This window comes from Paenibacillus sp. V4I9 (genome assembly GCF_030817295.1).
Lineage (GTDB): Bacteria > Bacillota > Bacilli > Paenibacillales > NBRC-103111 > Paenibacillus_E.
Genome location: NZ_JAUSZE010000001.1, coordinates 549417 through 561791 on the forward strand (window position 1 = coordinate 549417; position 12375 = coordinate 561791).

Below are 12375 nucleotides of genomic sequence, written 5' to 3' on the forward strand. Positions count from 1 at the left end.
AATAATAGTATTCGAAATGGGGATTATTAAAATAATGGAATTAACATTGGAAAATAAAAGCCGAATAAATTGTCCTCAATGCCAAGAGATCGTTCTTAAAGTTCACGGTTATGCTACATGGTGTGATAAATGCAACTGGAATATTAATCCTAAAGAAAATAAGGGACCAAAGAACTTGTTCGAGAAAATATACATACAAGCCGGGAAGAAATCAAGTGAGGGCTTGCTTAACACGATGATTCGAAACGGAGCCCTCTACCCAAAAGTTACTGTTCGTAAGATATTAACGATATTTTCTGGCACCGTCGTTCATCTTTTAAGCCTAAGCCTATGCTTGAGCGGAGTTTATTTATTGATAGCAGAGTTTCCTCACATATTACTGATGATCATTGGAGTATTCTTAATATTTCTTGCTTGGTTAACACGTCCCAAAGGTTATACGTTGGATACCGAACCTTTATCGAGAGAACGATTCCCTGTTTCTTATCAGATTGTAGATGAGATAGCTTCCACTTTTGGTGCTGGTAAAGTACATGGAATTATTATTAATGGAGATTTCAATGCAGCATTTGCTCAAGTGGGGCTAAAAAGGAAGAAAATAATTCAATTCGGTTTGCCCTTAATAGCCATCCTTGAAAAACAGGAATTAGTTGCTTTAATTTCACACGAACTAGCCCATGGAATTAATGGGGACTTGAATCGGGGCTTTTTTATAGGTTCCGCTATTAACACTTTGAGTACATGGTATCAAATAATAAAGCCTAACAGACTCTTCGAACCAAACGGATTCTCTTTTGTAATAGCCATATGTATGATTCCCGTTAATGTTTTTTTACTACTTGTTTCAAAATTGATTTTCGTGTTTTTATATTTGATCTGTCACCTAAATTGGCTAGATGCTCAGAGGGCCGAATATTTGGCAGATAGCTATGCAACTAAAATTTCCGGTAAGGATGCAAAGCTATCATTGCTGAACAAGATGCATCTCCATTTTCTTTTTGATTTCTGTATTCTGAAAACGATTAACAACCGGAACTCAAATCCATTATTCGAGGAATTCAAGAATCAGGCTGCACACATTCCTGAAAAGGAATTGGAACGGATAAATAGAATTAATCTAATGTCGGATTCTAGGCTTGATGTAACTCATCCTCCTACAGCAAATCGGATATCATATATTAATAGCCTGGAATATAATAATCCGAAATATCAAATGACAGATGAGTTATATAATCAATTTATTAACGAGTTGTCTTCGCTGAAATCTAGTATTGAAGTGAAGATACTTGATGATTATAAAAGTAACGTCTTGGGATTCTAACAGATCTTTGGATGGGGTGTCAGGTATGACGAAGTAAACAAGGTTTACTCGGTATTATTATCGCATTAACAATGGCAGCGACAGTGGATTATGGGATATTTGTAGTTTGGGGGTTGTTATACCTGACTGGATTTATGCAATCCGCTGATTTTGAGTACCACAATTTGGATAATACCTTAGTGATCAATCATTATCAGTTTGTTTGACTCACTATTTATTAGAAGCTGTTTCTATATTTGGTCTCTTCACACTAATACTTTTATTACGAAAACGACTAGAGAATAAGCGGGGATAGAAATAGACGTCATTAAGCTAACGAAGAACTATAGTTCAGTAACATGATAAAGTAAAGGAGATACCTATTATACATGTACAATAGGTATCTCCTTTACTTTTCGGTTTATGGTTACTGATAAAATTATTGTCCCAGATTGCTAAGGAAGCAGAACCGTCGATTAAGGATAATACTCTAAACGTACTCAATATCTTCTCTATCTTCTGTTCGATCATACCTTATCCAGCACATTTTCTCGATATCAAGTAATGTTTTAAATCTATCGATTGCGTCATACTCTCCATTTAAATAAGTATCAGCTATCAATAGTTTTCGTAACTCATCTATGATTTCATCTTCTAGCTCAAAAAAATTAAAATCATCAACATTCACTGATTCAAAGTGTTTCCTTACTTCGATTTCTAAGAAAGACGGGTCCTGAAGTTGGGATTGAATTTCGTCTAAAACTTTCTTTCCTTCCTCTGTGTTATATAAAAACGTTGTTATTCTTTTAATATCTGGATATCGATCTGAAGCAATATCAAATAGAAGTTCACTTTCTAGTTCATAAGAAAAGTGAAATGTGGATAACACGTCACCTCCATTTAATATCTCATAACCCCAGCAATGATCTTCAAGGTTATAAAAATAAAGTATAGGACAGTGTTTTGAAATTTCTTCGGCTAGATCAGACGATCTTTGTTCACCGTCATTTTCAGTGAAAAATGCGAGCCATTCTTCATTGAGCTGAATAATAGGAGTTCCAGAGGGAAGGTTCTCACATATAATTGATCTATTTACAGTGCGAACTATGTTACCAAAAGTAAACTCACTCATAATATGTCCCTGCCTTAAATTGTAATTTATTTATATTTATATTTTACCTTATACTAATATTTTTTTGATTACAACAATTTTTTATTGCACTACCCTGGAAGTTGCCAGTCACGAATTAAATTCACATTATTTTGTGGTGTTCTGTGAAGGGAAATGGATGGCTAACGAGTAGTTACGATGAAGGATCTTACGTGGAGCATCTCCACTTTTGGTTCATTAAAGTAACGGGCAGGATTCTTCAACATGGATGCAACATTTCCCAGTAATTACCGTATTAATGTTGAAGCATCTTGCTCCTTGATTATTGCTTGAAAAAGAAATATTTCTGGAAGGTGAATAAAAATGAGATGGAAGAAAATTGCGGTTATAAGTGCCTGCATTATGGCATTTGGGATTACCAGCTATGCGTCAGGAGGTGTGGAAAGCATCCAGGCATACTTAAACCATGATTTCAAATTTACACTCAATAATAACGCTTGGGTACCCAAAGACAGTGATGGTGTCGTACTAACTCCAGTCATTCTTAATGGCACATCGTATCTTCCAGTTAAAGCAGTAGTTGAGGCAACAGGCGGAGAAGTCCAGTGGAATGAGGCTACGAAAACCATTGCGATAACATCTGCTAATGGTGAAAGTGTAACCGCAAAACAAAAAGAATTTACAAGTGAAGAATTGCGAATAATTCAGGAAAAGTTAAGAAATTACTGGGATGAATTAGGGCGAACATATTCAATTAGGTTAATGTCTGTTGGTTCAACTCAAGAACATCTTGAAGTAGAGATTAGAAAGTTTGGTGAATTTGAGAAGAATCTGTCTAGTGAAGAAATATATTCAATTAAAAAATCACTGTTTAAATTTGTTGGTAAGGAGTTTCCCTTGAAACTTAGAGTTATTCAATGTTGTAGACAAGAAGCCAATATTATAGGCGAAATCATCAAAACTGATAAGGTAAATAAAAAAGTTCTTATTGAAAATCACGAAAAGAAGGTAGGGAATAGTGAAAATCCAGATGCGACTTGGGTCACTTTAACTGAAGATGGAAAAATAGTGGTAAAGGATAGTAAACAGTTACAGGTATTTAGCGACTTATCCATTGGTCAACAGGTAAAGGCATGGTCAGTGGGTATTACCTTTCTAAGTTACCCTGGTCAAGCTTCAGTGGTGAAAATTGAAATACAATCAAATAAGTAAATAAAAGATGGATTTCATGAGAGGTTCAATTTGAAGGAGGTTTAATTGAGTACCATTTGGCATGAATCAAACTGTAAACAAGGCTCCATGATTTTTGATACTCTTTGGGAGGCAGAAGAATGGGGGCATTCTATAAGCAATGACATAAATATGGGTGCGTTTGATGGATATACAACTCCTGACGAGAAAGCCGCATATGTGTTACTTTTTACTTAGCTAACATAGACCGATTCCATGCTCATGCTGACAAAGTTTAGTCTGAAGGCAAATTTATATATAAGGTATGGGTCACTCGAAGAACTTGAAATCAGGGTTCATATAAAAGAGAAGTTCCATATACATAGTATGTCGCGGTGCAACACCATCAAGTATCATTATTAGATGGTGCTTTTTTATGCCCATCATACTCGCCACAGCTTCATTACAGGGGCTTGGTCGTAGCCTAGGAAATAAGTGTTAGACTGGTCGGGTCATTAAGCTAACGGGCAGTAAAGCGTGGTAGCCTGTGCTCGGTGGTAAACTGGATAAAGACGAGTCAATAAATGAAGGCTTAGATCGAGAAGCGATTGAGGAGGCGGGGATAGAATTATCCGATGAGAGAATCCCTTTCGCCTGTTGGTATTGGAAGGAACTTGACTCGTGTAGAGTCTACTTCTTAACTAAGGTAAAGTGGAAATGCCAAAAGGATAGAAAGTCGCGAAGAGCGTATTCCAGTAGTAAAAAGAGCAGGAATATTATCTGGTTGGCTTACTGATTAAATCAAGTTCATTACGCTAACGCAGAAAAATAAGTAAATACTGAATAAGGAGATTAACAAGGTGGAGAGCAAGTTTAATTCTAAACAAAAAAAACAGCAAGAACGTGAACTTCTTGATGAGTATCACAAATTGGTAACTGAACAAGCCTTGGAGCCATTGAATCAATCGTTTTTGGAGTGGAAACAAGGGACGTTGCCATATTTCGAACTTACTGAGCAAATCCACCTATTCCATAAAAAGAATCAGGAGATCTACAAGGACTTTGAGTACACAGGTCGTAAAGAACTCGTTCTCCTTGCTAAAATGAAATTGGGCCGATTAACTGAAGAAGATATTTAGAAAATAAATGGCTTTTGGAACGATGGGGATATGAGGATAATAACAAATTCTAAAACTATAACTACATCATGATGAGGCTGCCAGCACAAGGCAGCCTCGTTAAGTTAACGGGCAGCTTAATCACTTAGCGAATACTCTAAGTATGGAATTTTTGCTAAGTTTGCAGAATAGCCGTTATCGGAAATTGCCTAAAGAAAGAGGGATTAAGATCAAGAAAATAATAATAATTCTTCTCTTACTGGGATTAACCGCTTGTAAAACAACAGACAGCCCCATATTGAAACCAATAACTATTTCTCAAGCTTATCCAGGAAGCATAATGAATGTCTCAAAAATTGAACTGATTGATGGAAGTTCTGGTGAAAGAATAAAAATTGAAAACAAGAAAGAAATTGATCAATTTTCAAATGAAATCAAAGACTTGGTCTTAGATCCTGAGAAAAATCAAGAAGGAAGAACAGGATATATTTTTAGAGTAGCATTGTATGAGGGAAATGAGTTAAAGATGGATTTTATACCGACCTCAATAAACCGTACTTACTATAAATTAAATGAACAACTGAATAACAAACTAAAGGAAATATTTACAAAGAAATTTAATAGGCAGTTCTAAGAAGAGGCAACATCAGCTAACACCGCATTCCGGCTGCAGCCGCTACGCTCCTTTGGTTGCCGAGAGGCTTTTCGGGGGAAATATACGACCCGGCGTTTAGTCTCTAAACTTTAATTTTGTATAAAAAAACCTTCCGAATGGAAGGTTTAAATTAATGTTTCAATAATTATGACTAAACCTGCATGTCCGATTCATTTTATCCTAATCTTATTTAGAAATTTCACTATATTTTTTAAAATTATCTAGAAACGCTTGCCAGCCAGCTTTTTGCATCTCAATGGAATTGGTGGTTTCTGCTTCAAAAGCTTCAATTACCTTAGTATCGTTTTCTAGACTAATAAAAGTAATCGCAACTTTTCTTCCATCTCCCATAGTGTAAGAAATAAATTCATTTATTCTCACTTCATCATAAACACCACCAAGATCAAATCCAAAGCTTCCATCCTTTGCTTCCAATCTTGTAAGAAATTTTCCACCAACCCTTAAATCATTTTCGGCATTTGGTGCAAACCAGTCATCAGAAGCAAAAGACCATTTCTTTATATGCTGTGGTTCTGTCCAATATTCCCACACTTTTTCAGTTGGTGCATGTACCGTGGTTTCTACCGTTATTGTTTGATTACCTGTTTCCATTATAATTACCGCCTCACTATATGTAATTTAGATTATCTATAGTTAATTATACCATTAAACTTAAAGTAAACCATACTTGAGGGGCCTGCATCGCGGCAGCTCCTCTTTATGTTATTGAAGTAACATCAGATCGTAAAATAAGTTGGGTGAACTACTGAATGCTAATGGAAAACATTGAAAATGAAATGAATTTTGGGCGACCTGAGACAATTGGGAATATTGGAACAGTATGGCCACCTGGAATAACTGGTCTCAAAATAAACTATCAAAGTCCACATCCAGGAACGCAATTATTTGGCCCTATTCAATGGCCGCCGTCTTTCTTGTTTACTTACCTTCTAGCCAGTTACAGAAAGCTTCCTTCGATACCTAGTGAATTTAATAATTACTCATCTTGAAGAGAGCATAGTCCAAACATGAAGAAACAACATAAGATGACAAGAAGTATTATTTCATATAAAAGGATGAGTGAGCAGGGAATGAAAACTTTACATCAGCGTAAAAAAAAGCACGGACGCGTGAAAGTCGGACAAAAGGCCATTCCTGCATCATCGCCCACTATCTCTTCGCAAGTTAAAGATATCTTAGGAACACCGGTATGTGTAGTGCTCAAGGACGGTTCTCTGTATTACGGAGTACTAAATGAAATGCAAGGCGACCAAATCATTCTTCAAGGCTTCAAGGGAAATCGGAAGCTCCCGCGAAATAAAGCCAAAGCAAAAGCACAAATATCCAATTTAGGAGGTTTGGGAGGCTTACTTAGCGGAGGTGGATTCGGAGGCATGCTTGGTCTTCTTGGTGGCGGGGGTCCTGGGGGATTTTTTGGAGGAGGCTCTAGCGGATTACTGGGTGGCCTTGGTAAAGGTGGTGCTGCAACAGGTACTGCTGGGGGTGGAGGTTTCTTTGGTAATATGGGCAGCTTTTTTAAGCTGGGTATGGGAGTAATTTCTTTTATCATGCCATTGATGAAAAATTTTTCGATTTGAGGGAGTAGACTTCTGCACTTACGGAACGCGAACCCGTGTTAATTTGATTGTTTTCTTTCCACTTGAGTCGACAGAACCCCGCTTGAGATAAATACGAACAGCGAGCATGCCAGGCAGATCCCTGTAAAAATACCTACAGCAGAATAACCGTTAAACACCGCATAAAGCAATCCGGCCATCCAAGCTCCGAACGTTGTCGCCGCATTCATGGTTGATGTGGCCAGACTTGAAATGGTGCCGCGGATGGTCGGATTTAAACTATTCAGCAGCCCTACCATAAGCGGGAACAGAATACCGAGGATAGTGAAAATGAAAAAGTAAGCACCTTTTACTATATAAACCGACGACACATGAGGCAATACGATATAAGCCGCACTAACGATGAGCATCCCCGCCACCATAGTCTGTAACTGATTTAAGGCTTTTATCACATAAGGACTGCATAGGCTGCCGAGCAAATTGCCAAGCCCCAAAAAAATGATCACATATCCTGCCTCATTAATCGAAAGGTAAAAGCGGTCCGTCATCCATTTCCCGAGAAAAGCAAAGGCGGCGCTGCTCCCTAGATGTACAAAAAAGTAGGCGAGGAAGGTGCCTCTCGCTTTGCCGCTTGTCAGCAGGGGAACGTATCTTTTTAATATAATAGGCTTAGACCCTTGCTGTCCGTGCGGTTTCATGCTGGGCATGACGAAAAAAGCCGCAACCGCCAAAAGAAGTGAAAATATGCCGATCACCCAGAATGGAAGGGACCAATTGCTTGCTGCCAACAGGCTTCCGATCGGCACGCCGAGCGCTTGGGAGACAGCGAGCCCTGCGTAGGAGATGCCCAGCACTTTGCTGATTTTGGCTGGAGGAAACAGGGTCGGAATGGCTGCCCACACTTGCGGAGCTGTAAACGCCGCGCTGACTCCCGCCAAAAAACGGAATAAGCACATGGTCCAAAAATCAACAGCAAAACCGCACAAGCATGTTGAAACTGCGAAGCAAGTAAGGCCTGACAGCAGTACTTTTTTTCGATCCCATCCATCTGATAAAGGTCCGGCGATCAGTGCAAACACCGCCGAACCCAAGGTGTAGGCTCCCATCATCCATCCTGCGATTAAGGTAGGAACGCCGAACATACTTTGCAGTGTAGGAATCAGCGGAGAGATAAGAAACGTATCCGTACCGATAACAAACATGACAAGAAAAAATAACACGATAATTTTGTTCATTTTTTTCACCATTTTCTTTTATATTTGATCTTGAACCCTATTGTAGAGGGTAATAGTGACAATAGTTGTCATGAAATATAAAATAAATGTCCATTTGCATATCCGGGAGGATGGCAACGGGTGGCTGGAAGAGGATAATATGAATAGCCTGTTGAGAAATCTCAACAGGCAAAAAAGACACCCGAGAAGGTGTCTTTAGTTTATTATGCGGGAACAGGGAGAGAACCCCTACTTCTTCCCCTTTCCCTGTAATTCGTTCAAATATTCGTCCAATCGGTCGAAGCGTTCCTCCCACATGCGGCGGTAAGATTCCAGCCAGGTGTTCATTTCTATGAAGGGCTGGGCTCGAAGCTTATAAATACGCCGATTGGCGCTGGGCTGTACTTCAACAAACCCCGCGTCGCTAAGGACGCGGAGATGTTTGGAAACTTGTGGCTGCTGGAGGCTGAGGCGCTCGGCGATTTCCCCTACAGTGAGGGGACCGCCCCGCAGGAGTTCGACGATGTACAATCGGTTGGGCTCTGCTAGTGCGCTCCAGGTTGTTGTGATCAAGCCCATGTTCATGCACTCCTTCCTTCAACATATACCGGACAAGGGAGCTCTTTTGTTTATGCCGCTAAGCCGGGTGGCTGACTTAATGATGCAGATCTTTGTTTCTTATGATAGCACACATAGGACCCGCCGATGATAACAAATCCGATGATGAAAAACGCTAAGCCGCCGGCAGGATCGCCCACCGCGATACTTGAATACATCGCACCCACAAGGTCAAATGTAAGCCCGGCATAAGCCCATTCCTTCATTCTCGGAAAGCCGGGAATCAGTATCGCTACAAGACCTAATAATTTGGCCACGCCCAGAAAAGGCAGGAGGTAAGAGGGATAGCCTAAATGAGCAAATAAGGCAACCGCATCTGATGCATAGAGGATATCCGGGATAGCACCAATGCCCATCAAGGCTACCAACAAAGCTGTAAAAATCCAATACATAACTTTCGTTTTTTTCATGAATTTATTACTCCCTTCAATTTATAATTTGACTTGATTTTGGTTCTTACATAGCGGCCAGTTGTTCCTGGAGACGATCCATTGTTGATTTGGCGCCCTCGACAGCTCCATATTCCTTGACCGCTTTCTCTAGCTCAGCGGCGGATTTGAAGCGCGCCGTCATCGTGAGCTCTGTCGTTGTGTTAGCTTGCTCCTTAAACGTGACCGTCACATGAAATTGATCGTCCTCATCGTCGTCGCCATGGGAGTATACGAGCTGCTCTGGGCTTACTATCTTGTGGTAGGTGATTTTATTATCATAATCGACGCCATCCGGACCGTGCATAACGTAACGCCATACCCCGCCTGGTCTAATATCAATTTCCTGAACCGTATTCGTAAAGCCCTTGGGTCCCCACCATTTCGGCAAATGCTCCGGATCTGTCCAAGCCTTGAAAACCAGTTCCCGCGGCGCATGAAAGATACGGGTGATACGGAGCTCTTGACCTGTAATGGACGTGAGCGTGTTGTTCGTGTCCTGAGCGTTATTCATATTATCATCCTCCAAATTGTTTTTGTTCTTGTTTTCTGTTTTGAATATACCACAATGGGAATATTCCTGTAAAGGAATATTTAAAATCAATTTCCGCTTTCCATCTTGCATATTGTTCCGGTAAACATAATGTGTAGGAAGATTGATTTTCGTTTTTCTCAATGCCGTTTGAACCCATGTAAATGACAATTCACCACCTTATTGTAGTTGTAACATAAAACGGCATTTAATAATTTCGTTATCTTGCTGTTACATTCGAGAACGCGTACAAAAGCTTATTTTCGGGGTTATACTGTTCGCAGAGGTTAATATGCCTTTTGACGAGTTGGTTGGAACTTGAATGTGACGATACGCGCAAAAAGGGAGGCTTACAGCATGTCTGAGAATCTGTCGCAAGGATTAGCTGATCTGGATTGGAGTTTCATGCAGCAGTCGCTGGACGAACACGGTTATGCCAAACTACCTGGCTTGTTAAACAATACGGAATGTAAGGAAATCATAAGTACTTACGAGGAAGAAAGCCGCTTTCGAACGACCATTGACATGGCTCGGTACCGCTTTGGGGTCGGGGAGTACAAATATTACAACGCTCCCCTGCCATTTTTGCTTCAACAGCTGCGCGAAGGATTGTATCCGGAACTTGCCATAACAGCTAATCGCTGGCTAGAACAATTGGGCCACAATGCTTCTTATCCGGCAACATTAGCGGAATTCCTCGATCAATGCCATCAAGAAGGGCAGAACCGTCCAACCCCATTGATCCTGAAATATGAAGCTGGGGGATACAATTGTCTGCATCAGGATTTGTATGGGAAAGTATTCTTTCCCTTTCAGGTCGTATTCGCTCTTAATCAAAGAGAAGAAGATTTCACAGGTGGGGAGTTACTATTGGTGGAACAGCGTCCGAGGGCGCAAAGTAGAGGTCATGTCATCACTTTGAAACAAGGAGAAGGACTGATTTTTCCAACCAATCATCGTCCGGTTTTGGGAACGCGAGGCTATTATAAAACGACTCTTCGACACGGTGTAAACACAATAACAACAGGTACAAGATACAGTTTGGGTATTATATTTCACGATGCGAAATAATGATAATCGTTTCAGCAGATTCCCTAGCTTTGAGACATTGTAGTGCGCTGCTCAACTGTCCCGATTTTGCCTGAATCACAATTTCCTTGACCATCTGAACAATCGAAGTCACCCTCAGCGGAAAAGGAAAGTCGTTGACATTAACCTTACGTCATAGTTTATCCTCCTAATTATCAATAGATATTAGGAGGTTTTTTTATGAAAACATTAATTTAAAATGTAACTATACTCACGATGATCGATGATGATCAACCCATTACTGGGGACATACTCATTGAAGGAGACAAGATCAAAAAGTTGGGGACCCAAATTACAGATGGGGTAGACGAAGTTATTGAGGGACAAGGAATGATTGCGATGCCTGGCTTGATTAATGCCCATCAACATACCCCAATGAGCTTGTTGAAAGGATTTTCCGACGATCTAAAATTAATGGATTGGCTAGAGAAAAAAATGCTGCCGGCCGAGGCCAGAATGACCCCCGAAGATATTTACTGGGGTGCCAAGCTATCGATGGCAGAAATGATCAAATCAGGAACAACAGCTTTTGCTGACATGTATATTCATATGAACGAAATTGCTTCAGCGGTTCAAGAAGTTGGTATGCGTGCTTCATTAACAAGAGGGTTGGTTTTTCTTCAAGACGACGGAGGTAAAAGGATAACAGAAGCACTGGAACTGGTTGAACGCTGGAATGGAAAAGCGGAAGGTAGAATTTCAACTATGCTCGGCCCACACGCACCGTACACTTGTCCTCCAAAAGCATTAAGGAAAATCATAAATATGGCAGAAGAGTTGAACTTACCAATCCACATCCATTTAGCCGAAACAAAGGAAGAAGTAATGAAAATTCAAGAAAAATACAACCAGACGCCCACGGAGTATTTGTATAATGAAGGTCTCTTTGAAAGATCGCATGTTCTCTTAGCTCATAGCGTGCATCTGAATCGACGAGATATTAGATTTTTGAAAGGGATGCGTGGAGGCGTATCGCATAACCCAGTAAGCAATTTAAAGTTAGGGTGTGGGATTGCACCAGTTTTCGAAATGATTAATCAGGGCATCACCGTCGGTCTGGGTACGGATGGAACAGGAAGTGCCACAACTATCGATATGTTTGAGGAGATAAAAGCGGCGACTTGGTTGCAGAAATTAGATTATGGCGACCCGACAGTGCTTCCCGCCGGGCATGTTTTACGTATGGCGACAAAAGGAAGCGCTAAGTTGTTAAACATAGATAATGAAGTAGGAACACTAGAAATTGGGAAAAAAGCGGATATAATTCTCGTCGATATGAACAAACCGCATTTGCAGCCTATCCATAATGTTGAGTCGCTGCTTGCATACAGTGTTAATGGAGCTGATGTTGATACAACGATAGTTAACGGTAAAGTGCTCATGAAAAACCGGAAATTAATGACGATTGATGAAGATGAACTTTTAAAACAAGTAACTGTTCGTGCGAAACGGATCGTAGAGGGGATTTAAGGAATATGACCTATGCAGTTTAATCCATTTACTGGTAAAACAGACTCCAATTCAGTTATTAACGTGAAAATACACCTGTAATTGGATTGCAGT

At 40.2% G+C, this 12375-nt stretch carries 15 protein-coding genes; 8 read left to right on the forward strand and 7 right to left on the reverse strand.

All coding sequences use genetic code 11. The features are described from left to right. Positions 1-34: 34 nt before the first annotated feature. The gene (locus QFZ81_RS02600; protein ID WP_307601318.1) at positions 35-1321 is read left to right on the forward strand and encodes a M48 family metallopeptidase; all 1287 of its coding nucleotides are present in this window, start codon (positions 35-37) and stop codon (positions 1319-1321) included. A gap of 469 nt (positions 1322-1790) precedes the next feature. Here QFZ81_RS02600 and QFZ81_RS02605 read toward each other — a convergent pair whose 3' ends face one another. Beyond that, positions 1791-2432 carry a hypothetical protein gene (locus QFZ81_RS02605; protein ID WP_307448532.1) on the reverse strand — a complete coding sequence of 214 codons (642 nt, stop codon included), beginning with the start codon at positions 2430-2432 and terminating at the stop codon, positions 1791-1793. Positions 2433-2774: 342 nt separating this feature from the next. Between QFZ81_RS02605 and QFZ81_RS02610 the strand changes: the two genes are divergently transcribed. From QFZ81_RS02610 to QFZ81_RS02625, 4 genes are all read left to right on the forward strand, one after another. Next, a complete protein-coding gene (locus QFZ81_RS02610; protein WP_307601320.1) occupies positions 2775-3623 on the forward strand; it encodes a stalk domain-containing protein in 849 nt (282 codons plus the stop codon). A gap of 45 nt (positions 3624-3668) precedes the next feature. Beyond that, positions 3669-3839, forward strand: coding sequence for a hypothetical protein (locus tag QFZ81_RS02615; protein ID WP_307448526.1), 171 nt, complete (start codon positions 3669-3671; stop codon positions 3837-3839). A 602-nt stretch (positions 3840-4441) separates the two neighbouring features. Then, on the forward strand, positions 4442-4720 hold the full coding sequence (locus QFZ81_RS02620; protein WP_307448523.1) for a hypothetical protein: 279 nt from the start codon (positions 4442-4444) through the stop codon (positions 4718-4720). Between the two features lie 184 nt (positions 4721-4904). Next, the gene (locus QFZ81_RS02625) at positions 4905-5333 is read left to right on the forward strand and encodes a hypothetical protein (protein ID WP_307601322.1); all 429 of its coding nucleotides are present in this window, start codon (positions 4905-4907) and stop codon (positions 5331-5333) included. Positions 5334-5540: 207 nt separating this feature from the next. Here the strand turns inward: QFZ81_RS02625 and QFZ81_RS02630 are convergent, their stop codons facing one another. Then, entirely contained in the window at positions 5541-5966 is a 426-nt protein-coding gene (locus QFZ81_RS02630; RefSeq protein WP_307601324.1) for an SRPBCC family protein, read from the reverse strand. Positions 5967-6445: 479 nt separating this feature from the next. Here QFZ81_RS02630 and QFZ81_RS02635 point away from each other — a divergent pair, with 479 nt between their 5' ends. Further along, on the forward strand, positions 6446-6952 hold the full coding sequence (locus QFZ81_RS02635; RefSeq protein WP_307601326.1) for a hypothetical protein: 507 nt from the start codon (positions 6446-6448) through the stop codon (positions 6950-6952). Between the two features lie 38 nt (positions 6953-6990). On the opposite strand, the gene QFZ81_RS02640 is transcribed toward QFZ81_RS02635, so the two are convergent. The 5 genes from QFZ81_RS02640 to QFZ81_RS02660 form a co-directional block, all read right to left on the reverse strand. Then, the gene (locus QFZ81_RS02640) at positions 6991-8166 is read right to left on the reverse strand and encodes an MFS transporter (protein ID WP_307601328.1); all 1176 of its coding nucleotides are present in this window, start codon (positions 8164-8166) and stop codon (positions 6991-6993) included. A gap of 228 nt (positions 8167-8394) precedes the next feature. Next, positions 8395-8724 carry an ArsR/SmtB family transcription factor gene (locus QFZ81_RS02645; RefSeq protein ID WP_373462706.1) on the reverse strand — a complete coding sequence of 110 codons (330 nt, stop codon included), beginning with the start codon at positions 8722-8724 and terminating at the stop codon, positions 8395-8397. A gap of 50 nt (positions 8725-8774) precedes the next feature. Next, complete coding sequence (locus tag QFZ81_RS02650; protein WP_307601330.1) at positions 8775-9173, reverse strand: DoxX family protein; 399 nt, start codon at positions 9171-9173, stop codon at positions 8775-8777. Positions 9174-9219: 46 nt separating this feature from the next. Then, the gene (locus QFZ81_RS02655; protein ID WP_307448505.1) at positions 9220-9705 is read right to left on the reverse strand and encodes an SRPBCC family protein; all 486 of its coding nucleotides are present in this window, start codon (positions 9703-9705) and stop codon (positions 9220-9222) included. A 4-nt stretch (positions 9706-9709) separates the two neighbouring features. After that, positions 9710-9883, reverse strand: a complete 174-nt coding sequence (locus QFZ81_RS02660; RefSeq protein ID WP_307448502.1) for a hypothetical protein — start codon at positions 9881-9883, stop codon at positions 9710-9712. Positions 9884-10080: 197 nt separating this feature from the next. Here QFZ81_RS02660 and QFZ81_RS02665 point away from each other — a divergent pair, with 197 nt between their 5' ends. Together QFZ81_RS02665 and QFZ81_RS02670 are read left to right on the forward strand one after the other, a co-directional pair. Then, positions 10081-10794: a 2OG-Fe(II) oxygenase gene (locus QFZ81_RS02665; protein ID WP_307601332.1), complete on the forward strand. Its 714-nt coding sequence runs from the start codon at positions 10081-10083 to the stop codon at positions 10792-10794. 234 nt (positions 10795-11028) lie between these two features. Further along, positions 11029-12282 carry an amidohydrolase gene (locus QFZ81_RS02670; protein ID WP_307601335.1) on the forward strand — a complete coding sequence of 418 codons (1254 nt, stop codon included), beginning with the start codon at positions 11029-11031 and terminating at the stop codon, positions 12280-12282. Positions 12283-12375 lie beyond the last annotated feature (93 nt).